General features: G+C 74.8%; 19 protein-coding genes and 1 other RNA gene. 10 read left to right on the top strand and 10 right to left on the bottom strand.

The window, feature by feature from the left end:
* Window positions 1-85: 85 nt before the first annotated feature.
* Both ABZ234_RS13655 and ABZ234_RS13650 read left to right on the top strand, forming a co-directional pair.
* Entirely contained in the window at window positions 86-1,060 is a 975-nt protein-coding gene (locus ABZ234_RS13655; protein ID WP_330158221.1) for an ATP-binding cassette domain-containing protein, read from the top strand.
* The gene (locus ABZ234_RS13650; protein ID WP_267949118.1) at window positions 1,057-1,890 is read left to right on the top strand and encodes an ABC transporter permease; all 834 of its coding nucleotides are present in this window, start codon (window positions 1,057-1,059) and stop codon (window positions 1,888-1,890) included. Before ABZ234_RS13655 ends, ABZ234_RS13650 begins: the two co-directional genes overlap by 4 nt.
* 62 nt (window positions 1,891-1,952) lie before the next feature.
* On the opposite strand, the gene ABZ234_RS13645 is transcribed toward ABZ234_RS13650, so the two are convergent.
* Window positions 1,953-5,234, bottom strand: coding sequence for a BTAD domain-containing putative transcriptional regulator (locus ABZ234_RS13645; RefSeq protein WP_355012223.1), 3,282 nt, complete (start codon window positions 5,232-5,234; stop codon window positions 1,953-1,955).
* A gap of 280 nt (window positions 5,235-5,514) precedes the next feature.
* On the opposite strand from ABZ234_RS13645, the gene ABZ234_RS13640 reads away from it, so the two are divergent.
* The 3 genes from ABZ234_RS13640 (at window position 5,515) to ABZ234_RS13630 (ending at window position 11,578) form a co-directional block, all read left to right on the top strand.
* Window positions 5,515-6,150 (top strand): YbhB/YbcL family Raf kinase inhibitor-like protein, encoded by a 636-nt coding sequence (locus ABZ234_RS13640; RefSeq protein ID WP_267949116.1) that lies wholly within the window; start codon window positions 5,515-5,517, stop codon window positions 6,148-6,150.
* A gap of 354 nt (window positions 6,151-6,504) precedes the next feature.
* Window positions 6,505-8,865 (top strand): hypothetical protein, encoded by a 2,361-nt coding sequence (locus ABZ234_RS13635; RefSeq protein ID WP_355012222.1) that lies wholly within the window; start codon window positions 6,505-6,507, stop codon window positions 8,863-8,865.
* A 346-nt stretch (window positions 8,866-9,211) separates the two neighbouring features.
* Window positions 9,212-11,578, top strand: a complete 2,367-nt coding sequence (locus ABZ234_RS13630) for a bifunctional SulP family inorganic anion transporter/carbonic anhydrase (RefSeq protein ID WP_355012221.1) — start codon at window positions 9,212-9,214, stop codon at window positions 11,576-11,578.
* On the opposite strand, the gene ABZ234_RS13625 is transcribed toward ABZ234_RS13630, so the two are convergent.
* Entirely contained in the window at window positions 11,527-11,676 is a 150-nt protein-coding gene (locus tag ABZ234_RS13625) for a hypothetical protein (protein WP_267949113.1), read from the bottom strand. The genes ABZ234_RS13630 and ABZ234_RS13625 overlap by 52 nt on opposite strands.
* 493 nt (window positions 11,677-12,169) lie before the next feature.
* On the opposite strand from ABZ234_RS13625, the gene ABZ234_RS13620 reads away from it, so the two are divergent.
* Window positions 12,170-12,379 (top strand): hypothetical protein, encoded by a 210-nt coding sequence (locus ABZ234_RS13620; protein ID WP_355012220.1) that lies wholly within the window; start codon window positions 12,170-12,172, stop codon window positions 12,377-12,379.
* Window positions 12,380-12,641: 262 nt separating this feature from the next.
* Here the strand turns inward: ABZ234_RS13620 and rnpB are convergent.
* The 5 genes from rnpB to ABZ234_RS13595 form a co-directional block, all read right to left on the bottom strand.
* An RNA gene (rnpB, locus tag ABZ234_RS13615) (RNase P RNA component class A) lies at window positions 12,642-13,029 on the bottom strand.
* 14 nt (window positions 13,030-13,043) lie between these two features.
* On the bottom strand, window positions 13,044-13,724 hold the full coding sequence (locus ABZ234_RS13610; protein ID WP_267949111.1) for a histidine phosphatase family protein: 681 nt from the start codon (window positions 13,722-13,724) through the stop codon (window positions 13,044-13,046).
* Entirely contained in the window at window positions 13,721-14,482 is a 762-nt protein-coding gene (locus ABZ234_RS13605) for a C4-type zinc ribbon domain-containing protein (protein ID WP_344184445.1), read from the bottom strand. The genes ABZ234_RS13610 and ABZ234_RS13605 overlap by 4 nt, the downstream gene beginning before the upstream one ends.
* 111 nt (window positions 14,483-14,593) lie before the next feature.
* Entirely contained in the window at window positions 14,594-15,463 is an 870-nt protein-coding gene (locus tag ABZ234_RS13600; RefSeq protein ID WP_267949109.1) for a Nif3-like dinuclear metal center hexameric protein, read from the bottom strand.
* Window positions 15,464-15,467: 4 nt separating this feature from the next.
* Entirely contained in the window at window positions 15,468-16,466 is a 999-nt protein-coding gene (locus tag ABZ234_RS13595) for a WYL domain-containing protein (RefSeq protein WP_355012219.1), read from the bottom strand.
* On the opposite strand from ABZ234_RS13595, the gene ABZ234_RS13590 reads away from it, so the two are divergent.
* Together ABZ234_RS13590 and ABZ234_RS13585 are read left to right on the top strand one after the other, a co-directional pair.
* Entirely contained in the window at window positions 16,465-18,039 is a 1,575-nt protein-coding gene (locus ABZ234_RS13590; protein ID WP_355012218.1) for an FAD-binding oxidoreductase, read from the top strand. The two genes, ABZ234_RS13595 and ABZ234_RS13590, sit on opposite strands and share 2 nt — an antisense overlap.
* Before the next feature lie 197 nt (window positions 18,040-18,236).
* Window positions 18,237-19,103 carry a deoxyribonuclease IV gene (locus ABZ234_RS13585; RefSeq protein WP_355012217.1) on the top strand — a complete coding sequence of 289 codons (867 nt, stop codon included), beginning with the start codon at window positions 18,237-18,239 and terminating at the stop codon, window positions 19,101-19,103.
* On the opposite strand, the gene ABZ234_RS13580 is transcribed toward ABZ234_RS13585, so the two are convergent.
* From ABZ234_RS13580 to ABZ234_RS13570, 3 genes are all read right to left on the bottom strand, one after another.
* Window positions 19,006-20,604, bottom strand: a complete 1,599-nt coding sequence (locus ABZ234_RS13580; RefSeq protein WP_355012216.1) for an MFS transporter — start codon at window positions 20,602-20,604, stop codon at window positions 19,006-19,008. The two genes, ABZ234_RS13585 and ABZ234_RS13580, sit on opposite strands and share 98 nt — an antisense overlap.
* Before the next feature lie 50 nt (window positions 20,605-20,654).
* The gene (locus tag ABZ234_RS13575) at window positions 20,655-21,359 is read right to left on the bottom strand and encodes a helix-turn-helix domain-containing protein (RefSeq protein WP_355012215.1); all 705 of its coding nucleotides are present in this window, start codon (window positions 21,357-21,359) and stop codon (window positions 20,655-20,657) included.
* A 66-nt stretch (window positions 21,360-21,425) separates the two neighbouring features.
* On the bottom strand, window positions 21,426-22,799 hold the full coding sequence (locus ABZ234_RS13570) for an MFS transporter (protein WP_355012214.1): 1,374 nt from the start codon (window positions 22,797-22,799) through the stop codon (window positions 21,426-21,428).
* Between the two features lie 208 nt (window positions 22,800-23,007).
* Here ABZ234_RS13570 and ABZ234_RS13565 point away from each other — a divergent pair, with 208 nt between their 5' ends.
* Both ABZ234_RS13565 and ABZ234_RS13560 read left to right on the top strand, forming a co-directional pair.
* Entirely contained in the window at window positions 23,008-23,358 is a 351-nt protein-coding gene (locus ABZ234_RS13565; protein WP_355012213.1) for a hypothetical protein, read from the top strand.
* Between the two features lie 545 nt (window positions 23,359-23,903).
* Window positions 23,904-26,300: a Tex family protein gene (locus ABZ234_RS13560; RefSeq protein ID WP_355012212.1), complete on the top strand. Its 2,397-nt coding sequence runs from the start codon at window positions 23,904-23,906 to the stop codon at window positions 26,298-26,300.
* The last annotated feature ends 91 nt before the right edge of the window (window positions 26,301-26,391 follow it).

Below are 26,391 nucleotides of genomic sequence, written 5' to 3'. Positions count from 1 at the left end.
GGCCGCCCCGGGGCGCGGGAACTCTGTCAGCGTTCTGTCAGCCCGGCTCGTCACACTGGTGGACGAACGTTGAAACGGAGGAACGATGACTGACGCCATCCGCGCGGAGGGCCTGGTCAAGCAGTTCAAGGGCAAACGCGCCCTGGACGGTGTCGACCTGACGGCCAGGACGGGGGCCGTGCTCGGCGTCCTGGGGCCCAACGGGTCCGGCAAGACCACGATGGTGCGCATCCTGGCGACCCTGCTCAGACCCGACGGCGGGCACGCCGAGGTCGGCGGCTTCGACGTGGTCCGCCAACCGCACGAGGTCCGCCGGCTCATCGGCCTGACGGGCCAGTACGCGGCCGTGGACGCCGATCTGACCGGCACCCAGAACCTGCTCCTCATCGCGCGCCTGCTGGGCTTCGGCGGGGCCGACGCCCGGGCCCGCGCCGCGGAGCTGCTCGAGCGCTTCGAGCTCACCGACGCCGCGGACCGCCCCGCCAAGACCTACTCGGGCGGCATGCGACGACGGCTCGACCTGGCCGCGAGCCTGGTCGGCCGCCCGGCCCTGCTGTACCTGGACGAGCCCACGACCGGGCTGGACCCGCACAGCCGCAACGGCCTGTGGGACGTCGTGCGCGGGCTGGTGGACGACGGCGTGACCGTCCTGCTCACCACCCAGTACCTGGAGGAGGCCGACCAGCTGGCCGACGACCTCATGGTGCTCGACCACGGGCGGATGATCAGCAGGGGGACCCCGGAGGAGCTCAAGAGCCGGGCCGGGAACCAGGTGCTCGAACTGCGCACGGTGGATCCCGGGCAGATCTCCCTGGCGACGAGGATCATCGAGGCGGTCACCAGCACGCCCGTCGTCTCCGACGGGCTGCTCGCCAGCGTCCCGGTCACCAGTTCGGGCGTCCTGCCCGAGGTGGTGCGCCGCCTGGACGAGCAGGGCGTGGCGGTCGCCGAGCTGTCGCTGCGCAAGCCGAGCCTGGACGAGGTGTTCCTCGCCCTGACCGGGCACACCGCCGAAGAGGAGACCGCGGACGCGTCCGCGGACGAGGGGGCCAGAGCATGAGTACCGTGACGACCCGGACCCGGGCCGCGGAGCCCGGGGGCGCCCCGGCGATCCCGGCGAGGATCACGCCGCTGGGCACGATCCGGAACGGCCTCCAGCTGGCCTGGCGCAGTGTCCTGAAGATCAAGGCCAACCCCGAGGAGGTCCTGGGGCTGATACTGCAGCCGGTCATGTTCGTGACCCTGTTCGTCTTCGTCTTCGGGCAGGCGATGATGGGCGACTGGCAGGCCTACCGCGACTTCCTGATGCCCGGCATCATCGCCCAGTCGGTCATCTTCGCGACGCTGGGCACGGGCTTCTCGCTGAGCCAGGACGTGGAGAAGGGCATCTTCGACCGGTTCCGGTCGCTGCCCATCGCCCGGTCGGCCCCGCTCACCGGCGCGATCCTCGGCGACCTGGCCCGGTACACGATCACCGTGGTGATGGTGCTCCTGGTCGGCATGCTCATCGGCTTCCGCCCCGAGGGCGGCGTGGTCGGCGTGGTCGTGGCGGCCGGCCTGGTGCTGCTGTTCGCGTTCGCGCTGTGCTGGATGTCGGCCTTCGTCGGCATGATCGTGCGCACGCCGATGGCCGTGCAGGCGTTCGGGATGATCCTCATGTTCCCGCTGACCTTCAGCAGCTCGGCGTTCGTCGCCCCGGCGGACATGCCCAGCTGGCTGCAGGCGGTCGCCGCGAACAACCCGGTCACCCACGTCGTCGACGCCATGCGGGCCCTGATGCTCGGCACGGGCGACGCCACGGGCCCGGTCCTGTGGACGGTGGCGTGGTCCGCGATCTTCACCGCGGTCTTCTTCCCGCTCGCCGTGTGGGCGTACCGCCGCCGCACCTGAGCGGCGTCCCGTCGCGCCGCCCCGGGCCCCGGGGCGGCGCGGCCCCTCCGGCCCCCGCCCGGTCACCGGCCGGAGCGCCGGTTCCCCGGCCTGTGGTCGGGCACGAGCGGGGCCAGCCACTCGCCCACACCCGCCAGGACCTCGTCCTCGTCCGTGCCCCTCGCCTCCGCGGCCAGCCGCTCGTACGCGGCCCCGCCCAGCTCCGCGCGCACCCGCTCCCGCGCCCGCACCACGAACGGGGTGGTGCGGTCGGGGACGCCGCGCAGCCCCTCGGCGTACCCGAGCATGCGGGCCGCCCGGCGCGGTTCCTCCCCCGCCAGCATCATCGCGAAGACGTCCAGGATCTCCGCGCAGACGGGGCGCAGCCCGTGGGAGGCCGTCCACCACGCGCGGCCGATGTCCCGCCAGGCGGCCTCCCGCTCTCCGGCCTTCCAGTGCAGGAGCGCGGACATGGCCCCCAGGCCCCCCTCCAGGTAGACCGGTGAGAACCCGCCCAGGCCGCTCAGCTCCTGCCGCATCCGGTCGACGACCTCGCGGGCGCGCTCCAGCTCCCCTGCCTCGCCGAGCCAGTGCGCCTCCGCCAGCGACAGCAGCACCCTGTGCTCGTCCTGGACCGGGTCCTCGAAGTCGGACAGCGCCCCCAGGTCCCGGCGGGCCGCATCCAGCTCCCCGAGGTCGGTGAGGGTCTGGGCCCGTCGGACCCGGAACACCGCCGCCATCCCCGTCAGGCCCGACTCCGAGGCCAGCCGCATCCCGTCGGTCAGCAGCTCGCGGCAGCGTTCGAGGTCCTCGAAGCGGTACACGTCCACCAGCTGGGCGAGCGCCTGGCACGCGCCCCAGGCGTCGCCGCAGGCACGGAACTCCTCCAGGGCGGCCTCCGCCTTGTCCGCGGACTCCCCGGTGTGGCCGGTGACGGCGTCGAGCAGGGACAGCAGGACGCGCACCATCGCGCGCATCCAGGGGTCGGGCTGGTCCAGGGCCGCGGCCAGGCGCTCGTAGGCGTCACCGGACCGCCCCTGGAGCATCGCCCTGTACAGCAGGCAGTGGACGAGGACGGGGTGGCGCTCGACCCGCCCGCCCGACGCCGCGACGACCTCCTCGACCTCCCTGATGGCCGCCTCCACCGTGGCGTGGTGCGTCGAACCGTCGCCCGCCCGGTGGAACAGGCAGCTGGCGTAGGCGACGGCCCTGCCCTCGGGGACGCGGCCGCCGAGCATGTCCAGGACCGCCTCCGACCAGCGGACCAGCCGGCGCCAGGACCCTCCCAGGGTCCAGTACCACTGGGTGTGCTCGACCAGGTCCAGGGCGAGCCCGGCGTCCGCGCGCTCCACCGCCCACCGCACCGCCGCGCCGTGGTCCGCGGACTCGGGGGCCAGGCGCGCGAGCAGTTCGCCCTGGCGCCGCCCGCGCAGGAGCGGGTCCGCCGCGCGCCACAGGTCGCGGACGTGGCGCGCGTGGGTGTCGCGCACGCGCACCTCCTCACCGCTGAGGGCCAGCCTCTCGGCGGCGTAGGCGCGGACGGTCTCCAGCTGCCGGTAGCGGGGCGGCGCGTCGTCGCCGACGGGGTTCTCGGCGATCACGAGCGACTTGTCCACCAGGGAGAACAGGACGGTCCACACGTCCCGGCCGTCCACCCGCCCCTCCGTGCCGGGGCCCGGTGCGGGGTCGGCGCAGATCCGCTCGACGGCCTCCAGGGTCGCGCCGCCGGCGAAGACCGACAGGCGCCGCAGCAGGCGCCGCTCGGGTTCGTCGAGGAGTTCCCAGCTCCAGTCGACGACGGCCCTCAGCGTGCGGTGGCGCGGCAGCGCGCCCCGGCTGCCCCCGGTGAGCAGCCGGAAACGGTCGGACAGCCTCTCGGCGAGCTGGGCGGCGGTCATGGAGCGCAGCCTGGCGGCGGCCAGCTCCAGGGCGAGGGGCATGCCGTCCAGCTCCCTCGCCACGCGGACGACGTGGGCGACGTTGCCGGGCGTGACGGCGAAGCCGGGGCGCACCGAGGCGGCCCGCTCGGCGAACAGGGCGACGGAGGGGTAGGTGACGGCCTTCGCGGCGTCGGCGCCCTCGGGCGGCAGCGCCAGGGAGGGCACGGGCATGAGCTGTTCGCCCGGGACGCCGAGGGGTTCGCGGGAGGTGGTCAGGACGCGCAGGCGGGGGCAGCGGGCGAGAAGGGGCTCCACGGCCCTGGCCGCGTCCTCGACGAGGTGCTCGCAGTTGTCGAGCACGATGAGCGCGGGACGGTCGCCGATGTGGGAGACGACCCGTTCCAGCGGGGGGACCGGCGCCCGGGAGGACGCCGCCCGGAGCATGGCGTACTCGCGCAGTCCCAGGGCGCCGGCCAGGGCGTCCGGGACGTCGGCGCCGGACCTGGACGCGAGTTCGACGAACCAGCCCCCCCGGGCGAGCAGGTGCGGAGCGCGTGCGGCCAGGGCGGTGGCGGCCTCGATCGCCAGGCGCGTCTTCCCCGCCCCGCCGGGCCCGGTCAGGGTGACCAGGCGCCCGGTGGTGAGGAGGCCCACGGCGGTCCCCAGCTCGGTGTCGCGCGGCACGAAACCGGTCAGGGTGGAGGGCAGGTGCAGGTTCGGCGGGGTCGCGGGCTCGGGGGAGGGCGCGTCGAACTCGCCGCGCAGCAGCCGCAGGTGGGTGTCGCGCAGCTGGGGCGAGGGGTCCAGGCCCAGGTTGTCGGCGAGGCGGCCGCGGAAGCGCTCGTAGGCGGCCAGGGCGTCCGCCGTGCGCCCGGTCGCGGCCAGCACCCGCATGAGCAGCTCGACGGGGCGCTCGCGGTCCGGCTCGCGCCGGGCGAGCGCCTCGACGCGGGGCAGGATCTCGGCGTGGTGGCCGAGGTCGGCGCGGGCCGCCAGGTGCTCCTCGGCCGCGGACCGGTGGGTCTCGGCCAGGCCCAGCGCGATGTCCTCGGCGATGCCGTGCGCGGTCAGGTCGGACAGCGCCGGCCCCCGCCACAGGGCGAGCGCCGCGCCCAGGTCCCGTTCGGCGTCGGCGGGCCGACCCGCGGCGAGGTGGGCCCGGCCCTTCGCGGCCAGGTCCTCGAAGCGGTCGAGGTCGACCTGTCCGGGGTCGACGTCCAGCCGGTAGCCCGTGCCGTCGCCGTCGACGGCGGCGCCTGTGCCCAGGGCCCGGCGCAGGCGGGAGACGAGCGCCTGGAGGGCGTTGCCCGCCGAGGCCGGGGGGTCGCCCGCCCAGATGCCGTCGACGAGCTGTTCGACGGGCACGCGCCGCCCGGCGCGGAGCAGGAGGAGGCAGAGGAGGACGCGCAGCCGCGCGCCGCCGATGGTGACGGGCCTTCCGGTCGCGTCGTGCACCAGGAGGGGCCCAAGGATGGAGAACCGCACCGACCCATGATCACCGATCCGGCCGGGGAGTGCGCGGAGCCGTGCTCCGGCGGGCCCGACCGCGGGCCCGCTCCTGGGCCGCGGCGGGACCCGCGGGCCGGGACGGCCGCCCGAACGCCCGCCTGACCACAGTAGGGTTCGCTCAGGAACGTGTCGCCGGAGCCCTGTGGCGGCTCCCCCGCGTTCCCTCCCCGAGCCCGGCGCCGGGTGTCCTCCCGACGCCGTGCCGGTCCACAGCGAGTCCCGCCTCCACGGCCCGAAAGTCCAGCAGGAGTTCCCATTGTTCCCGGCCCTCCCCTCCCCCCGGTCCACCGGTGCGCGCACGGCCCGCACGTCCCCCGCAGCGCTCGCGGGCGCGGTGGCGGCGGGGGCCGCACTGGTCCTGACCACGGGTTGCGGCATCCTCGCCCCGGGGCAGAACGGTGACATGCCCGACGACATCAACGTCACCAGCCCCCTGATGCAGGAGGGGCAGCCGCTTCCGGCGGCCTACACCTGTGAGGGGGCCTCGGACGGCGCTTCGGCGGACGGTGGAGAGCAGGAGGCGCAGGAGGCGTCCTCGCCGCCGCTGAGCTGGTCGGGGCTGCCCGACGAGGCGGGCTCCATCGCCCTGGTGGTCGACGACCCCCAGGTGGCCCAGGTGTTCTGGGTGGTCTACGACCTGGACCCGCAGCTGGTGGAGCTGCGGCAGAACAGCGTTCCGGCCGACGCCAAGCAGGGGCAGAACTCCCAGGGCGTCGCGGAGTACGGGGCGCCGTGCCCGGAACCGGAGGCGTCGTACGAGTACAGGTTCACCGTGTACGCGCTGGCGAACCCGCTGGACCTGCCGGAGGGCGCGTCACTGGACGCGGCCCTGGACGCCATCGCCGACCAGGCCGTCGCCCGCGGGTCCCTGGTCACGACCAACGCCGGGTGACATAGGCCATAGGAGATCCTCTCCGGCGCCCCGGATCCCCTTGGCCACGGGAAACCGGGGCCACGGGGATCCGCCCAGGAAGCATCCGTCGCCCTCTGCACACGGGGCGCGACAGCGCATACAGTGGGGCAGTGCCCCTCGCCCCATTTCAGATGACCGATTCCCGTCCACTCGCCGCGCGGCGCACCGACCTGGAACCGCACCGGACCACCTGCACCCCTCGTGCCAAGCAGGTCGGACAGACCGGGCCATCACGGAACCAGGCGGCCGCCGCACATCCCCGGCCGGTTCCCGACACTCCGGTCCCCGGTGCGACCCGGGCGCGGCCGACCTCCCCAAGGTAGTGCGTAGACCATGACCGTCACCGTCATCATCATCATCGCCGTCATCGTCGTGCTCGCCGTGCTCGTCCTGCTCCTACTGGGCATGCGCGCTCTGAGCGTCGGCTCCCGCGAGGACGACTACGACGACGAATACGAGTACGACGACACCGAGGACTCCGGTCGCGACCCCGACCGCGCACAGGAACGCGACCTCCCCGAGGACCGCGGCGACGAGGAACCCGCACCGCGCGGGCGGTCCCGCCGCGGGCACCAGGACGGCGGCGGCCGGTCGGAGAGGCGCTCCAAGGGCCGGCGCAAGCGCGAGGTCGACTGGGACGACGATGACGACGCGGACGGCCTGTCCGACAACGACTTCTGGTCCAGCCTGAGCGAGGACGGCCCGGCCCAGCGCTCCTCGGAGCCCCGCGGTCGCCGCGGCGACCGCGAGGACCGAAGCCCCAGCGTCACCGCGTACGAGTACGAGGAAGACGACTACGACGACGGGTACGAGGACTTCGAGGAGGAGTCCGGTCCCCCCGGGGCGACCACGATCCTGCCCGCGGCGACCGGGGCCGGCGGCCCCTCCGCCGACCTGGCGATGCTGGCGAGCCTGGGGCAGGAGCAGGCCTCCCCCCAGCCGGACGAGCAGGCGGGACGGTCCGGCAGGCACGGACAGTCCGGCGCGTCCGGGCCGAACCCGCTCGGCCCGGACGAGCGCGCGCTCCCGCCGCGTCCGGAGCGCTCCGCCCTCACCTCGCCCCAGGGGGCCGCGCCCGCGCAGGGCCTGCCCCCGGCACAGCACGCCGCACCCGCGGCCTCCGCCCCCCGGGACGACGACCCGCTCGGCTCGGGCTCGTGGACGCCCGGGGCCTCCTACTCCCAGCCGCGGACCGACCCCCTGGCGGGCCCCTCCCCCCTGGGCACCCCGGACTCGCGCGACCCGCTCGGCGGTTCCGGCCCGGCGCCGGGGACCGGCTCCCCGCTCGGCGGCCTCCCGTCCTACGGCGGCGCCTCGCCGGGCCGGTCGGACCACCAGGGCGCGGGCCGCCCGGAGAGCCCGGCCGCGAGCGACCCGCTCTCCCCGGGGTTCCGGGCCACGACCCCGGCGCACGGCTCCGACGTCGACTCGCCGATATGGTCCAGCATGGACACCGGCGCACACCAGCGCTCCGACTTCGGTTACGGCGGCCCCTCCTCCCCCGGGTCCGGCGCGACGACGCCCCCGTTCGGCGGGAGCGGCTCCGCGGTCCCCCTGGGCGGCGGCTACCCGGCGGCCCCCCGGTCCGAGGGCGGCTACGACACCGACTCCTTCACCCGATCCGACTACGACACGGGCACCCACACGCGGGGGGACCACCCGGGCACCGGACTCCCCGGCTACGACACCGGCACCCACACGCGGCCCTCCTACGACACCGACTCCTTCACCCGATCCGGCTACGACACCGGCACCCACACACGAGGGGACCACCCGGGCACCGGGCTCCCCGGCTACGACACGGGCACCCACACGCGATCCTCCTACGACACCGGCAACCACACCCGGGGGGACCACGCGGGCACCGGACTCCCCGAGTTCGACACCGGCAACCACACCCGCCCCTCCTACGACACCGACTCCTTCACCCGATCCGGCTACGACACCGGCACCCACACACGAGGGGACCACCCGGGCACCGGACTCCCCGACTACGACACCGGCACCCACACACGGTCCTCCTACGACACCGGCAACCACCAGCGCCCCTCCTACCCCGACGGCAACACCCCCCTGTGGGGTGAGAGCGGCGGCACGTTCGGCTCCCCGAGCGCGCCCACCGTTCCCGGCGTGCAGGGCGGCGGCCCCGGGCTGCCGGGAGGTCCCGGATCCGCCGGCGGACCGGCGGCGCCCGGCTCCCACGCCGGACCAGAGCGGGAGGCTCCGGCGCCCGGCGTGCCCTCCCCCTTCAACGGCGGACCCGTCGGCCACCCCGGACACCCGGGCGGACAGGACGGCACTCCGTACCCGGGCGGCCCGCAGGGCTACCCCCCGCTCCCGCCCACGGGCGGCTATCCCGCCGAGCAGCTGCGCGGCGAGGTCCCGCCGGGCTACGGCGGCTACCAGGACCAGGGGGACCGGTTCGGGCGGCCGTCCGGCCCCGGCGGTCCGGGCAGCGGCTACTCCGAGATGCTGGGCGGCTCCTACCCGGCCCAGCAGCCGCAACAGCCGCAGCAGTCGCAGCCCGACTACGGCGGCTACCCGCCGCTGGACGGGTGGCAACAGCACGGCGACGAGGGACGGCCGGACGGTCCCGGGGCGCCGGGCCCCTACCCGCCCGAGCAGCCCTACGACCAGCGGGGGTACGGCCAGGAGCGTTACGAGGGCGGGTACGAGGACGGCCGCTTCCGCTGAACCGGTGCGGTCCGGACGGCACTGACGCGCCGTGACCGGGCCGCGCCGCCGGACCCCGTCCGGCCCCACCGCTTCACATCACCGAGGTGCACGGGACAACCCCGTCACCTCGGTGTTTTTTCTGTCCTGATTTGTCCCCACGCCTTGTGAAGCCGGGAAAACAGCCACGGAAACCACAACAGATGGTAACCCTGAGCTACGGAAGTTGACTACAGTTGGTGATTGACAGGCGACCCTTCGGGGTTCCGTCGTGTTCACGCGTTCACCCGCACACCCCCCGATCCGGACACCGTCGTCCCCGTGCGCCTACGCCTCATTTGCCTGGTCCAACCCGAACGGAGCAACCATGCGCAACGACGCCCAGGGAGTACAGCCCGACGCACCGCCCGCAACCGCGGCGCCACCGGGCAGCCACAAGGACCGCAAGGGGGTCGCCGCCGACGTCGGCGCCTCCCTGGTGGTCTTCCTGGTCGCCGTCCCACTGTCACTCGGGATCGCCGTCGCCTCAGGCGCCCCGCTCATCGCAGGAATCATCGCCGCCGTCGTCGGCGGTATCGTCGCCGGACTCGTCGGCGGTTCGATGGTGCAGGTCAGCGGCCCGGCCGCCGGGCTGACGATCATCGTCGCCGACCTCATCGCGACCTACGGCTGGCGGGTGACCTGCCTCATCACCCTGCTCGCCGGTCTGGTCCAGCTCGTCCTCGGGGCCGTGCGCATCGCCCGCGCGGCCCTGGCCGTCTCCCCCGCCGTCGTGCACGGCATGCTGGCCGGGGTGGGCGTCACCATCGCCCTGGCCCAGCTGCACGTGGTCCTGGGCGGGGCCCCGCAGAGCTCGGCGGTGGCCAACATCGCCGACCTCCCCCACCAGATCGCGCACAACCACTCCGCCGCCGTCGCCGTCGGGGTCATCACCATCGCGATCATGTTCACCTGGAACAAGCTGCCGTCCTTCGGGAGGCTGCGCCCGGCGGTGGTCCCGGCCGCGCTGGTCGCGGTGGGCACCGCGACCGCCATCGCGACCGTCGGGGGCTGGAGGGTCGAGACCGTCTCCCTCCCGGACTCCCTGGCGGACGCCTGGAACGGACCGGTGCTCCCCGCGGCCGGGCAGTGGCACGGCATCGCCGTCGGCGTCGCCACGGTCGCCCTGGTCGCCAGCGTCGAGTCCCTCCTCGCCGGGATCGCCGTGGACCGCCTGCACAACGGCCGCCGGATCATGCTCAACCGGGAGCTCTTCGGCCAGGGCGCGGCCAACACCGTCAGCGGCGCCCTGGGCGGCCTGCCCGTCGCGGGCGTGATCGTGCGCAGCACCGCCAACGTGCGCGCCGGGGCGCACACGCCCCGGTCCACCATCCTGCACGGTGTGTGGATCCTTCTGTTCGTCGCCTTCTTCGCCCACGTGGTCGAGCTGATCCCGATGGCCGCGCTGGCCGCGCTCCTGGTGTTCATCGGCGTCCAGATGGTCTCGATCGCCCACCTGCGCAACCTGCGGCGCCACCACGAGGCCAGCGTGTACCTGGTGACCCTGTTCGGCGTGGTGCTCCTGGGCCTCATGGAGGGGGTGTTCATCGGTTTCGCCCTGGCCATGATCGTATCCCTGCGCAGGCTCACCAAGCTGACCGTGACCACGGAGGAGCGCGACAACCGCGTCCACGTCACGGTGCACGGCTCGCTCACCTTCCTCGGGGTGCCCCGGCTCGCCCACGTGCTGCGCACCGTCCCCGAGGGCGCCCAGGTCGACCTGGACCTGCACGTGGACTTCATGGACCACGCCGCGTTCGAGGCCATCCATGCCTGGCGCGTGGACCACGAGCGCACCGGGGGCTCCGTCGACATCGACGAGGTGCACGAGAGGTGGTACGCGCGCAGCTCCACCAGTTCCGCCCCCGCCTCCAAGACCGCGCCCGGCGGCCTGGCGCGCTGGTGGGCGCCGTGGGGAATGCGCCGTGTCCCCGAGGAGACCGCGCGTGAGGTCAACCCCCTGGGCCTGCTCACGGCCGGCGCCCGCGAGTACCACTCCAGCACCGCCGACCGGATGCGGTCGCTGATGGGCCGGCTGTCCCACGGACAGCACCCGACCGCGCTGTTCATCACCTGCGCCGACTCGCGGGTGGTGCCGAACCTGATCACCTCGAGCGGCCCCGGCGACCTGTTCACCGTCCGCAACGTCGGCAACCTGGTGCCCAGGCGGGGAACCCCCGGCGACGTGTCGGTGGGTGCGGCGGTCGAGTACGCGGTGAACGTCCTGCGGGTGCCGTCGATCGTGGTGTGCGGACACTCGCACTGCGGCGCCATGAAGGCGCTCCTGGAGAAGGCCCACCAGGAGCCCGGGGACGCGCAGACCTCGCACATGTGCCGCTGGCTGGCGAACGGGCACGAGAGCCTGGTGCGGGCGGGGGAGGCGTCCGGGGCCCTGGCCGGCCTGCCCGCCGCGGAGGCGCTGCGGCGGCTCGCCCAGGCCAACGTGGAGGAGCAGCTCGGCAACCTCATGGGATACCCGGTGGTGCGCGAACGCGTGGAGTCGGGCGACCTGGAGCTGTCGGGGATGTACTACGACCTGGAGACGGCGAGGGTCCACCTGCTGGACACCGCGACCGGGGAGTTCCGTCCTGTGCAGGGCGTGGGCGATCCCGTTCCGCACCCCCGACCGGGTGCGGACGGGGATCAGCTGTTGGAGGAGTCGTCGCCGGGCGCGTCGTCACGCTCGTCCTGCTGAACGCCTGAGGCCTGGTAGGAGGCGAGCATGACGATCGCCACGATGGCCAGGACCGGCAGGCCGAAGAGGACCACCCAGAAGACGGTGGAGTCGAACAAGAGTCACCCATTCCCGTGAACGCGGATGCCCGTCGGGCCGTCGACCCCGGACGTCGGCCCACGGGCGCACGCGCTCCGGCACTCGGTCCGGGGTATGGAGCGCAAGGGCCAATCTATCGGTGCGCATGGGCGGCAGGCCATCACCGGCAGGCTGTATGCCTGTACCCATAGGACTTCCCGCGCCCCAGGGTTCCCACGCGCCGCGCGCGTCGCACCCCCGCCCGGGGCCCGGCAGGGCTCCGGGCGGCGGCGGGCCGATCGCGGCCGCCGCCGCCACCGTCCGCGGCCCGGTCCGGACAGCGCACCGCCGTCCGTCGCGGCCCCCGCGCCGTCGGTGCGGCCGTGCGTCCCCCGCGGGGGGCTCCGCGAGGGCCTCGGGCCGGAGCGCCGGCCCCGGTACCGGGCAGGCCGACAGAGAACGTGGAGGAGGAAGGCCTGCTGTAGAAAGGATGTCCCGGGTCCCGCTCCCACCCCCCGAGCAAGGAGAAGGCTCATGGACGAGATGACACGAATCCGCCGTGTGGTCGGATGCCTGGTGGTCTCCACCTCGATGTCGTTGGCGGCCCTCGGTCTGGGCACGACGACGGTGGGCGGCCACTGGCTGATGTGGGCGCTGTGGGCGTGGTGGGGGGTCCTGGCCGCGGTGACGGTGTGGGCGGTGGTGATGGTCCACCGCATCGGCAGCCGGGAGGAGTACCGGTGACCCCCACCCGGGAACCGGAGGGGCGCGGGACGGAAGACCTGCACGCCTCGGGCTGAGCCCGCCCGTCCGGATCCAAGGTGCGGGAAGACCTGCCGCTACCTCGCTAACTGCTTTCCCGGCCTGCCGCAGGCCCCGCGATCCATCCCGCGTCCGTCCCGGGTCAAGCCCGGACAGGGCAAGGCATCCGCAGATGAACAGGGGTGTCGGTGGGGGCGGACCCGCGAGCGAATTTCCGGGTATTCGCAGGCCAGGAAGGTGTGGAGGGGGGAGTCGGCCGGTAAGCCGGATTCTGTCGGTCCCCGGAGGGACCGGACGGTCATCCATCTGGGGCCGCCGTTGCCGACGGCCTCGGTGCGGTCTACCCGCGGACTCGGGCGGGCCGCCCTCGAACATCCGCGCAGGAGCCCGGAGGCTCCCTTTTTGACCTTGCTCCGGGTGGGGTTTACCAAGCCGCCCGGATCACTCCGGGCGCTGGTGGTCTCTTACACCACCGTTTCACCCTTACCACCGCGAGCGGTGGCGGTCTGTTTTCTGTGGCACTGTCCCGCGGGTCGCCCCGGGTCGGTGTTACCGACCACCCTGCCCTGTGGAGTCCGGACTTTCCTCGAACCCGCGCACCCGGCGCGGTCCGCGACCGTCTGGCCGACTCCCCTCGCCCCGCATTCTACGCCCGTTCCGGTCCTTCCCGGCCCGCCCCGTCCCGGACGGGGGCCAGGTGGGCGGTGTCGTTGAGGGAGCGCACGAGCATCGGCCCGTCGGAGAAGACGTCCACCTCGGTCAGGCAGGCCGTGTCCAGGTGCATCCGGTACAGCGCGGCCAGCGGCGCCAGGACGGCCTGCTGCACCGTCAGCTTGATGGGGGTCACGTGCGTGACCACGAGGACGGTGCGCCCCCGGTGGCGTTCGACCAGCGCGTCGCGGGCCTTCGCGACCCGGCGGGCGACCGCCGCGAAGCTCTCCCCGCCCGGCGGCCCGACCTCGGGGTCGGCCAGCCAGCGGTCGACCGCCTCGGGCGCGCGCTCACGGGCCTCGGCGAACGTCAGTCCCTCCCACGCGCCGAAGTCGGTCTCCACGAACCCCTCGTCCACCTCGACCGGCAGTCCGAGCTCCTCCGCGGCGCGGGCCGCCGTGTCCCTGGCGCGCAGCAGGGGCGAGGACACCACGGCGTCGATCGGCCGCGCGGCCAGGCGGCGCGCGGCCGCCCCGGCCTGCGCGCGGCCCTCCTCGGTGAGGGGGATGTCGCCCCGGCCCGCGAAGCGCCCCTCCACCGACAGGGGCGTCTGCCCGTGTCGGAGCAGGACGAGCCGGGTCGGGGCGGTGTCGGGGGCTCCCCAGCCGGTGCTCACTGCTCGGTCCGGCCCCCCAGACCGGATTCCTCGGTCCGCACCAGGATGCGGCGGCAGTCCTCGCAGCGCACGACCTCGTCGGCGGCGTGGGCGCGGATCTCGTTGAGCTCGACCGTGCTCAGGGCGAGCTTGCAGCCGCCGCAACGGCCGTAGCGCAGCGGCGCGGCGCCGATCCCGTCGTACTGGGCGCGCAGCTTGTCGTAGAGGGCCAGCAGGTCGGCGGGGATCTCCCCCGCCACGCGCTCGCGGTCCTGGGCGACGCGGGTGCGGTCCCACTGGATCTCGGCGGCGGCGGTGTCGCGGCGGGCGACCACCGCGGTGTGCTCGGCGACGGCCTCCTCGCGCTCGGCGGTCAGTCGGGCCACCGTGGCGTCCAGCGCCTCCGCCCGCTCCATCACCTCCAGGACGACCTCCTCCAGCTCGGCCTGGCGGCGGCCCAGCGAGGCGATCTCGGACTGGAGGTTCTGCAGCTCCTTGGCGTTGGTGATCTGGCCCGACTCCAGGCGCTTGGCGTCCCGGTCGGCGCGGCTGCGCACCTGGTCCACGTCGCTCTCGGCCTTGCGCTGCTGGCGTTCGACGTCGGAGACCTTCGTCTGCGCGGCGATCAGGTCGGTCTCGAGCCGGTCGGCGCGTTCCTTGAGCCCGGCCGCCTCGGCGATCTCCGGCAGGGTGCGGGCCCGGTGGGCCAGGAGCTGGAGCTCGGAGTCCAGTTCCTGGAGGTGGAGCAGTCTGGCCTGTGCGGCGGGTTCGGCTTTCACTTGTACACGTCTCCTGGGGTGGCTGGGGAAGGCGAGAACGCCGCCCGCGCCCTACTCTGTGCGGCTCTGTGCAATTGGTGTCGGGGCCGCCCCTCGCGGGGCGGTGTGCTCTCAGACGTGCGGCAAGGCCTGTGACCAGGCGTCCGTCACCGTCGTCGAGACGCGTGTCTCCACGTTAGTCCCCCCGGGCTGCCCCGCGCGCCCGAGTGCGTCCACGAGACGGGCCGCCCCGTCCGCGAGCCAGGGCCACTCACTGGCGAAGTGGGCGGTGTCGATCAGGGCCGGGCCGCCCGGGTTCTCCACGAACTCCGAGGCGGGGTGGTGGCGCAGGTCGGAGGTGACGAACACGTCGACCCCGGCGGCGCGGGCGGCGCCGAGCAGGGAGTCCCCCGCTCCCCCGGACACGGCGACGGTGCCCACGACGCGGTCCAGGTCGCCGGCGACGCGGACCCCGGCGGCCGTGGCGGGCAGGGCGCGGGCCACCTGGGCGGCGAAGTCGCGCAGGACGACCGGGCGGTCGAGGGCGCCGATCCGGCCGATGCCCCGGTGGCCCTCGGGGTCGGTGGTGTCGGGGTCGAGGGGGCGCAGCGGCCCGGTGACGCCGACGGCGCGGGCGAGCGCGTCGGAGACCCCGGGCGAGGCGGTGTCCGCGTTGGTGTGCGCCGTGTACAGGGCCGTTCCCGAGCGGATCAGGCGGTGGACGACCCGCCCCTTGGGGGTGTCGGCCGCCACGCTGGTGACGCCGCGCAGCATCAGCGGGTGGTGGGTGATGATCAGGTCCGCGCCCCAGGTGAGGGCCTCGTCGACGACCGCGTCGACCGGGTCGACGGCGAACAGGACCTTCGCGACGTCCTGCGCCGGGTCGCCGGCCACGAGTCCGACCGCGTCCCAGGAGGCCGCCCAGTGGGGCGGATAGACCTCCTCGAAGGCGGAGATCACGTCGGACAGGCTGGGGTGCGGGGTCGAGGAGCTCACGGCCATGAGACTAGCGCTCTCCCCGCCGACCGGCGAAGCGGTCGCCGCCGTGTCCGAGGCGGGCGCCGAGCGCGCGCAGCCGGTCGGCCACCCCGGGAGGTGCGTCGAGGTCGAACTCGGCGCCGAGGGCCAGCACGGCCAGCGCGTACTGGCAGGCCAGGTCGACGGAGTCGGTGCTGATCCTGACCAGGCACGTGTCCGGCCCCAGGGGTTCGATCCAGCCGGGGAAGGGGCCGTGGACGCGGGCGCGCAGGTCGGCGGCCGGCATCCGGACGGTGATCCGGGTGGTGTGCAGGTAGGTCGCCGCGGCGAACGTCCGCACCAGGTGGGCGGCCGGGTCGGGCGCGGGCAGCTCCCGGGGGGTGAACCGCCCGTGGGTGGCCCGGGGCCCGATGATGCGGTCGGTCCGGAAGGTGCGCCAGTCGTCGCGGGCGGTGTCGTGCGCGATGAGGTACCAGTGCCCGCCGTGGGAGACCAGGTGGTGGGGTTCCACCCGGCGGGAGCGGACCGCGCCCGACCGGTCCCGGTAGTCGAAGTCGGTGACCACGCGGTCGCGGCGGTGGGCGGCGAGCATGCCGAGCACCGACGGGTCCGCGCTCGCGGGCGCCGCGGGGTGGGCCACCGCGGACGTGGTGTCCCGGACGGCGGCCAGGCGCGGGCGCAACCGGGCCGGCAGGACGCGTTCGAGCTTGGCCAGGGCCCGCAGCGCGCTCTCCTGGACCCCGGTGACGGTGACCAGGCCGAGGGCGATGGCGACGGCCTCGTCGTCGTCCAGGAGCAGGGGCGGGAGGTCGTTCCCCGAGGCCAGGCGGTAGCCCCCCGCGACGCCCGGGATCCCCTCCACCTGGTAGTCGAGGTCGCGGAGCCGCTCGACGTCACGGCGCAGGGTGCGCGCGCTGACGCCGAGGCGCCCGGTGAGCTCCGCGCCGCTCCACTCCCGCCTGGCCTGCAGCAGGGACAGCAGGCGCAGCAGCCGTTGGGGCATCCCCTTGCGGACCGATTCGCTCATGGATCCAGTCTGCCGGACATCGCGGTCACGTTGTGACCGCATCGGTTCCTACGGTGGCGCTGTGAACGAGACGAAGGGGAGCACGGACATGTCGGAGATCCAGAACGCGGGGAAGGACCGGGGCCCGGCGGGAACCGGGGGCGGCACGCCACGGGCGGCGGAGTCCCTGGCCGCCCTCGTCGCCGGGCCGGTGCACGCGCCCGGGTCGGAGGGCTACGAGACGGCCCGCACGGGGATGCAGCTGCTGGACCGCCACCTCCCGGTCGCCGTGGTGGAGGCGCAGGACGCCGGGGACGTGCGGGCGGCCGTGGCCTGGGCCGCCGGGCGGGGCCTGCGGGTCGCGGCCCAGCTGACCGGGCACGGCCTCGGCTCGGGGCTCGGCGGCGGGGAAGGCGGGGCGGAGCGGCGGGAGGAGGGCGCCGCCGGGGCGGGGGGCGACCGGCCGCCGGCCGGCGTCCTCATCGCCACCGGCCGCCTGCGCGGTGTGCAGGTGGACCCCGGCCGGGCGACGGCATGGGTCGGCGCGGGATCCACGTGGCAGGACGTCATCGACGCCGCCGCGCCGTACGGGCTGGCGCCCCTGTCGGGCAGCGCCCCGGGGGTGGGCGCGGTGTCGTACACGCTGGGCGGGGGCGTGGGACTGCTGGCCCGCCGGTACGGGTTCGCCGCCGACCACGTGGCGCGGCTCGACATGGTGACGGCCGACGGACGGCTGCGCGAGGTGACGGAGGAGGCCGAACCCGAGCTGTTCTGGGCCGTGCGCGGCGGAGGCGGCGCGTTCGGCGTGGTCACCGGGATGGAGATCGGCCTGTTCCCGGTCGCGCGGCTCTACGGGGGCAGCCTGTACTTCGACGCGACCGCCGAGCCGGGTGTCCTGGACGCGTGGCGGCGGTGGGCGGAGACGACCCCGGAGGAGCTGACGTCGGGGGCCTCGATGCTGGCGTACCCCGACTTCCCGGGCGTCCCGGAGGCGATGCGGGACCGCCTGGTCGTCCAGGTGTCGGTGGCCTGGTCGGGCCCGCCCGAGGAGGGGCCCGCCCTGGTGGAGCCCCTGCGTTCGGCCGGCCCGGTGCTGGCCGACACCCTGGGGGAGCTCCCGTACGCCGATTCGGGCTCCGTCTTCGACGAGCACGACGACCCGGCCGGGTACCGGGGCCGCAGCGTCCTGGTCGACGGGCTGGACGCGGAGTCGCTGGGCGCCCTGACCCGGCTGGTCGGGACGGCCCCGTCGATGTGCGTGGTCTGGCTGCGGCACCTGGGCGGCGCCCTGGCCCGCGAGCCGGGGAGCGCGAACGCGGTGGGGCACAGGGACGCCGCCTACGCCCTGACGGTGCTGACGTTCGCCGACGGGGAGGACACCGGGGCGTCGGAGGCCCTGCGCGAGCGTGCGGCGGGGCTGGTCTCCGACAGGGCGGTGGGGCGCTCGTCCACCCTGGGCTTCGGGCCGATGGACGGGGCGGCGGTGCGCGAGGCGTTCGACCCCGGGGACTACGCGAGGCTGACCCGGGTCAAGGCCGCGTTCGACCCGGACGGGGTGTTCCACTCCAACCGCCCGATCCCGCCGCGCGGCTGACGGGCCCTCCGGGGGCGCCGCCGGTGTGGCGCGTGGACCCCTGCCCGCGGCGAACGCGCACCCACGGCCGGTCCCCTCCGGAGGGACAGGACCACCGCGGGACGGCACACCGGCCCGGGGATCCGGCCGGATCCCCGGGCCGGTGTGAGCACCGGCACGGACGGTCCGCGCCCGGCGCCCCGTAGGCTTGACCGGCGATGAGCAACAGTGAGCAGCGGCGGCCCGCGTCCCCGGTCGGAGCCCACGTCCCGGTGGCCGGCGGCATGGCCGACAAGGGACTGGCCTACGCCGAGCAGATCGGCGCCGAGACGGTCCAGGTGTTCGTGTCCAACCCCCGCGGGTGGGCGACCAACGGCGGCGACCCCGGACAGGACGCCCGGATGCGCGAGCGCACCGACCTGCCGAAGTTCGTGCACGCCCCCTACCTGATCAACCTGGGCACCCCCGGCGACGAGACGGCCGGGAAGTCGGTCGCCTCCCTGGAGCACGCGCTGCGACGCTCCGCGCAGATCGGCGCCCTGGGCGTGGTGGTGCACACCGGCTCGGCGGTGTCCGGCGGACGCGAGGCGGGCCTGGCCCGCACCCGGGAACGGCTGATGCCGCTGCTGGAGAGGGTCGGCGAGGACGTCCCCCCGGTCCTGCTGGAGCCGATGGCCGGCCAGGGCCAGGTGCTGTGCGCCACCGTCGACGACCTCGCGGCCTACTTCGAGGCCCTGGAGTGGCACCCGCGGGTGGGCGTGTGCCTGGACACGGCGCACCTGTTCGCGGCCGGGCACGACATCTCGACGGTGGAGGGCATGCGCACGGCGCTGGACCGCTTCGACGAGGTCGTCGGCGCCGACCGCCTGAAGGTCGTGCACTGCAACGACTCCAAGGCGCCCTGCGGGAGCAACAAGGACCGGCACGAGAACATCGGCGCCGGACACATCGGCGCCGAGCCGTTCGGGGAGCTGTTCCGGCACCCGGTCACCGCGGGCGTCCCGCTCGTCCTGGAGACCCCCGGCCCCGCCGGCCCGCACGCCGCCGACGTGGCCACGCTGAAGAAACTGCGCGAGGGGGCCTGACGCCCCTTCCGGAACCGGCCCCCGGTTCCGGGCCGGCCCCCCCGGACGCCCCGGCACGCGGGTGCGTCCCGCGGTTGCCGGATCCGTCGGCCTCCGCCGCCTCGTCGCACGCGCGTGCGGCGTCGGCGACGGCGCGGCGCGCGTGGAGGACCGCGGCGGCCATCACCAGGCCGCCTGCCACGAACGGCAGCGCCAGGTCGATCCGTCCCAGGAGCCCGCCCAGGAACGCGCCCACCGGGGACAGGCCCCAGCCCACGGTGCGAAAGACCGTGGACGCGCGCCCGCGCACGTGGGCGGGGACGACCACCTGGAAGTAGGGGGACCCCGCGATGTTGCTCACGGCCAGGCAGAACCCCAGGAACGCCCAGGCGGGCAGGGCCACGAGGGCGTGCGGTGACAGGCCCATGGCGACCGCGGCGGCCGCCACCCCCAGGTAGCCCGCCATCATCACGGCCCGGCGCCCCAGGGCGGTGACCAGCCGAGCGGTCAGCGCGGACCCGAGGAGCCCGCCGACCGCGATCCCGCCGACGAACAGGCCGTACAGCGCCGCCGGGACGCCGAGTTCGTCCCGCGCGAACAGGACCAGGACGGCCATGCCCATCTGGATGCCGATCATCATCCCGGCGTTGGCGACCATGAGCCTGCGCAGCACACCGTGGCCGAAGACGTAGCGGAACCCTCCGACCAGGTCCTCCACCGCGCTCCGCCGCGGCACCCCGTCCCCCGGCCCGGCGCCGGCGTCCTCCGCCCCGGGCACCGGCCCGCTCCTGCGCAGGCGCGGCACCAGGCCCAGCACGAGGACGGCGCACAGCGCGTAGGCCCCCGCCGCCCCGGCCACCGGGGCCACGGCGGCGACGGCGAACAGCAGGCCGCCCACGGGGGACCCCAGGCAGTCCTGGACGACGAGGCGGCCGCCCTCCATCCTGCCGTTGGCGCGGTCGAGCCGGTCCCTGGCGACCACACGGGTGACCAGCAGGCGGCTCGCGGGGTCGGTCACCGTCTCGCAGCTCATGACCAGGAACATCGCCGCGTACAGCACCCAGAGGGTGGCCTGTCCCGCCGCGACCGCGACGGCGAGGCCGGCGATGGTCACGGCCGAGACGGCGGTGGACACGGCCATGGCGCGCAGCCGGTCGACCCGGTCGAGCAGCACCCCGGAGAAGGGGCCCAGGAGCAGCCAGGGCAGGTAGCGGGCGACGAGGAGCCCCGACACGGCGAGCGGGTCGTGGGTGAGGGTGGCGGCGACGAGCGGCAGGACGGTGGCCAGCACGCCGTCGCCGAGGTTGGTGGCGACGGTGGCGGCCCAGAAGCGGTGGAAGGGCCCGCCCAGGGGGGCGGGGCGGCGGGGGAAGGCGGCCGCTCCGCCGCCGGTCGGAGCGGGGGCGGCGGGCTCAGGCGCCCCGCCGGGGGGAGCGGGGGTCGCGGGCCCCGCGGGGGCGGGGTTCCCGGAGGGAACGGCGGGCACGGTCTCCCCGCGCTGTGGCTCGGGCGGCGTGGTCACGGGGTGCCTCCAGCTCGGGGGGTACGGAGGGTGCGGGGCCGGCTCCCGGGTCAGGACTCCCAGGGGGCCTCCTCCGCCGGCTCCCGGGACCCGGCGGATTCCTCGGGGGACTCCGGGCGCCCGCCGCCCGGCAGGAGGGGGAAGAGGTTCGTCTGGAGCTCGACGTTCTCGGTGTCCGGATGGCTCTCGGACGTGCGTCCCTGGTACCGCGCCGCGGACGTCCTGAGGAAGTCCGTGAGGGCCCGACCGAACTCGTGACTCTCCTCCGGGGTCATCCGCACGGTGGTGACCGAGTCGAAGGCCGCGTCCTTCCACCGGCGCACGTCGGCCGACTGCTCGGTCCGCCAGACGCTCGCGGTCCATTCCCGGAACCGCGCCTCCCTCTCCTGGTAGTAGCGGCCGAGGACCGTCTCCGCGACCGTGCGGGTCTCGGGGTTGCCGAGGAACTCGTGGCCGCGCATCCTCCAGCCCCCGGGCCGAATCCGCCACCAGCGCTCGCGGCCCCCGGAGCGGCCGGGGGCGGCCTCGATGAACCCGTACCGGGACAGCTGCCGCAGGTGGTAGCTGGTCGATCCGCTGCTCTCCCCCAGCCGCCGGCCGAGGATGGTGGCGGTGGCCGGGCCCTCGAACTTGAGCTCGTCGAGGAGGCGCGCGCGCAGCGGGTGGGCCAGGCCGCGCAGGGCCTGCGCGTCGATCTGCATCGACGGCGGGGTCCCGGGGGCCGGCGGGTGCTCGTGGTCGTCGCTGTCCGTCATGCCCCCACCCTAAAACAAATTTCTCTTTGCAAAGAGGGTTCTGCAAAGTTTTCTCGGCATCGGTCGTCACGGGCGGGGACGCCCGTCCGCGCGACCGCCCGAGCGCTCCGGTCCGCCCCCGCCCGCGGCCTCGGCCGCGAGACCCGCGACGGCCTCGTCGCACAGGCGGGCGCCCTCCGCGATCGCCTTGCGGAAGACGACGACCCCGCCCACCATGACCGCGCCCCCGACCAGGCACGGCAGGACGAGGTCGATCCGGCCGAGAAGCCCGCCCATGAGCGCGCCGAGCGGGGCCAGGCCCCAGCCGACGGTGCGGAAGACCGCCGAGACCCGGCCCCGCAGACGGTCCGGGACCACGGTCTGGAAGAAGAGCGAGCCGGCGATGTTGGAGGTCGTCATGCAGAACCCCAGCAGCCCCCAGGCCGCCCCGGCGACCCACACCTGGGGGAACAGGCCCATCAGCACCAGGCACACGCCCATTCCGGCGTGCCCGCCCACCATGACGGCCCGGCGGCCGACCGCGGCGGCGAGGCGCGTCACGACCAGCGAGCCGGCCACGCCCCCGATCGCGACGGTACCCAGGAAGACCCCGTAGAGCGCCGCGCCCACCCCCAGTTCGCGCTGGACGTAGAGCACCATCACGGCGGTGCCCGTCTGCATGCCGATCATCGTCGCGGCGTTGTTGAACATCAGTCCGCGCATCACGCGGTGCCCGAGGACGTGGCCGAACCCCTCCCCGAGCGAGCGCAGGACCCCCTGGCCGGCGTCGGCGCCCCCGCCGGCCTCAGCCCCTCCCGCGTCCGTGCCGTGCGCGGCGACGGGGGTCGCGGCGCGGCGCAGCAGGGCCACGACGGTCGCGGCGAGGACACCGCACAGGGCGTAGGACAGGGCGACGCCCGCCACCGGCAGCACGGCGGCGACCGCGAAGAGCACACCCGCCACCGGTTTGGCCACGCAGTCCTGCGCGATCAGCCGCGAACCCTCCAGGCGGCCGTTGGCCCGGTCGAGGAGCCGCCCGGGCACGACCCCGGCCACCGTGATCCGGGTGGCCGGATCGGTGACGGTCTCACAGCAGACCACCAGGAACAGGGCCGCGTACAGGAACCCGACCGCGGCGTTGCCCGAGGCGATCACCAGGGCGAGCAGGGCGACCGCCGCGGCGGCGATCCCGTTGGACACGGCCATGGCCCGGAGCCGGTCCACCCTGTCCAGCAGCACCCCGGCAAGGGGTGCGACCAGGAGCCAGGGCAGGAACCGGGCGGCCGCCAGCCCCGCGACGGCCAGGGGGTCGTGGGTGAGGGTCGCGGCGACGAGGGGGAGAGCGGTGACGAGCATCCCGTCGCCGAGGTTGGTGAGGGTGCCGGCGGCCCAGAGCCGGTGGAAGGCCGCGCCGAACCGGGCGCTCGGGGCCGCGGCGGGCGGGGAGGTTTCGACTGCCATGGGGGGCTCCTGTGGGTCGGGGTGCCTCCACCGTAAGCCAAAGTTTTCTTTGCAAAGTGGAGTCTGCAAAGAAAACTTTGTCGATACGGAGCGCAGCCGCCCCGGCGGACGAACGAACCCCCACCGCTCCTCGTCCCCTCGGCGCCCATGGGCGACAATGGACGCGTGCCCCGTACACGGGCGGGTCGAGGAGAGGAGATGTCGCCGGATGGAACCGGTCTCCATGGTCATCGGAGCGACGATCGCGCTCGGCGGTTTCCTCTTCGGCCGCCTGATGACCCAAAGGCAGTCGAGGACCGCCCTGGAACAGCAGCGCAGGCAGGAGCAGGCCCGCGTCCTGAGCGGTCCGCAGAACCCGCAGCCCCTCTGCGGCTGCGGCCACCACCTGGTCTTCCACGACCAGGAGACCAAGAGGTGCCAGACCCAGGTGGTCATCCCCGGCCGCTGGACGGGGCAGACCAGCTCCACCTACCGCCAGTGCATGTGCCAGGGGTACCGCGGCCCCGTCCCCCTCGACGAGTACTACGCCCCCGACTACCTCAACGGGACCGACAGCTGACCCGGCCCGGCCCCGCCCCGGCGGCGGGGCGGGGCCGGTTCCCCCGGCGACGGCCCCACGGCCCGCCGGGCGACCCCTCCCCCGCGGAGCCGACCCGCCGCCACCCTCCGTGAACGCAACCGGCCCCGACCGCAAAGACGCCGCCCGCGGCAGGGCCTGCGCACCCTCCCCTTCGGGCGAACGCCCCCGGGCGCCGGCCCGCGACGCACCGCGGCCGCCCGCGCCGCGCCCCCGCCGGGGCGGCCCGGCCCCACACCGCCCGAACGCACAGGGCCGCCCGGAGCCGCCCGTGCCCGCGCTGGGAACGCACCGGCAGGAAACCGGCACACCGCGCAGGACCGCACACGGCGGACACCCGCGGAGCCGCCCCGGGAGCGGATACGCACCGCGCATGCCCGCGCCGCGGCGCCGCGGGACGCGACCGTCGCCACAGTGCGGGAACCTGGGACGCGAGGACGCACCGGGATGACAATGTCCTCCCCCGACACGAGAATGTCCCCGCACCGAACAGCCAGAGAGTGGACGTTAAGACAGTGACGACCCCTGTGACACCCACGATCGACCAGCGCATCGCCGAGGAACTCGGCGTGGGCGCACACCAGGTCACCGCCGCCGTCGGACTCCTCGACAGCGGATCGACCGTGCCCTTCATCGCGCGTTACCGCAAGGAGGCCACCGGCGCGCTGGACGACGCCCAGCTGCGCGCCCTCGAGGAACGCCTGCGCTACCTGCGGGAGCTGGCCGAGCGCCGGACCGCGATCCTGGAGTCGATCCGCAGCCAGGGCAAACTGGACGACGAGCTGGAGGCGCGCATCAACGCGGCCGACTCCAAGGCCCGTCTGGAGGACATCTACCTCCCCTACAAGCCCAAGCGCCGGACCAAGGCGCAGATCGCACGCGAGGCGGGGCTCGAACCCCTGGCCGAGGGGCTGCTGGACGACCCGGGGCAGGACCCCCAGGAGGCCGCCGCCGCCTTCGTCGACCCGGACCGCGAGGTGGCCGACGTCAAGGCCGCGCTGGACGGCGCCCGCGCCATCCTGGTCGAGCGCTTCGCCGAGGACGCCGACCTCACCGGGGTCCTGCGTGAGCGGCTGTGGGAGAAGGGGCGCCTGGGGTCGGCCGTGCGCGAGGGCAAGGAGGAGGCCGGCGCCAAGTTCGCCGACTACTTCGACTTCTCCGAGCCGCTCACCAAGCTGCCCTCCCACCGGGTCCTGGCCATGTACCGGGGCGAGAAGGAGGAGGTGCTCACCCTCACCCTGGAGCCCGAGGAGCCCCCGGCCGCGAACGCCGACGGCACGACGCCCCGCAGCACCTACGAGAACGCCATCGCCCACCGCTTCGGGATCGTGGACCGGGGCCGCCCCGGCGACCGGTGGCTCCAGGACACCGTCCGCTGGGCGTGGCGCACACGCATCCTGGTGCGCCTGGACATCGACGTGCGGATGCGGCTGTGGCAGCAGGCCGAGGACGACGGCGTCAACGTGTTCGCCGCCAACCTGCGCGACCTCCTGCTCGCCGCCCCGGCCGGCAGCCGCTCCACCCTGGGTCTGGACCCCGGTCTGCGCACCGGCGTGAAGGTCGCGGTCACCGACGCCACCGGCAAGGTGGTCGCCACCGACACGATCTTCCCGCACGCGCCCCGCCACGACTGGGACGCCTCCCTCGCCTCCCTGGCCAGGCTGTGCGCGGCGCACGCCGTCGAGCTGATCGCCATCGGCAACGGCACCGCCTCGCGCGAGACCGACAAGCTCGCCGCCGACCTGCTCCGGCTCCACCCCGAGCTCGGACTCACCAAGGTGATGGTGTCGGAGGCCGGGGCGTCCGTGTACTCGGCCTCCGCCTACGCCTCCGAGGAGCTGCCCGACCTGGACGTGTCGCTGCGCGGCGCCGCCTCCATCGCCCGCCGCCTCCAGGACCCCCTGGCGGAGCTGGTCAAGATCGATCCCAAGTCGATCGGGGTGGGCCAGTACCAGCACGACCTGGCCGAGGCCAAGCTGTCGCGCTCCCTGGACGCCGTGGTCGAGGACTGCGTCAACGGCGTGGGCGTGGACGTCAACACCGCGTCCGTGCCGCTGCTCACCCGCGTGTCCGGCGTGACCTCGACCCTGGCGCGCAACATCGTCTCCCACCGGGACGCCAACGGCCCGTTCCGGAGCCGGGACGCCCTGCGGTCCGTGCCGCGGCTGGGCCCCAAGGCGTTCGAGCAGTGCGCGGGCTTCCTGCGCGTGCCCGGCGGCGACGACCCGCTGGACACCTCGGCCGTGCACCCCGAGGCCTACCCGGTGGTGCGGCGCATCCTGGACCGCGTGGGGACGGACCTGCCGACGCTGATCGGCGACAAGGCGGTCCTGTCCAAGGTGCGCCCCGAGGAGTTCGTGGACGACACCTTCGGCCTGCCGACGGTCACCGACATCCTCGCCGAGCTGGAGAAGCCGGGCCGCGACCCGCGCCCGGCCTTCACCACCGCGACCTTCAAGGAGGGCGTCGAGAAGCTGTCGGACCTGGAGCAGGGCATGGTCCTGGAGGGCGTGGTCACCAACGTCGCCGCCTTCGGCGCGTTCGTGGACGTGGGCGTGCACCAGGACGGCCTCGTCCACGTGTCGGCGCTCTCGGACAAGTTCGTCGAGGACCCGCGCGAGGTGGTCAAGCCGGGCGACATCGTGAAGGTCAAGGTGCAGGACGTCGACATCCCGCGCAAGCGCATCTCGCTGACCATGCGCCTGGACGACGCGGCCCCGGCCCCGGGCGGGCGCGAGGAGCGGGGCGGCCGGGGCGGGGACCGACGCCGCGGCGGCGGGAACGGCGAACGCGGCGGCGCCCCGAAGGCCGACGGCGGCCGGCGGGGCGGCGGCGGAGGGGGCCGCGGCCAGAACAACCGCAATGCCCCCGCGCCCCAGGGGGCGATGGCCGACGCACTGCGCCGCGCGGGCCTGGGCAAGTAGCGGAAGGCCCCGGCGCCGCGGGGGCGGCGCCCCGTCCGGCAGTTCGGAGGGGGAGGGACCCGCGCGGGTCCCTCCCCCTCACACCCGGTTC

The organism is Nocardiopsis sp. NPDC006198 (assembly GCF_040613895.1).
Taxonomy (GTDB): domain Bacteria; phylum Actinomycetota; class Actinomycetes; order Streptosporangiales; family Streptosporangiaceae; genus Nocardiopsis; species Nocardiopsis tropica.
This window is presented reverse-complemented; position numbering and strand designations above follow the sequence as displayed.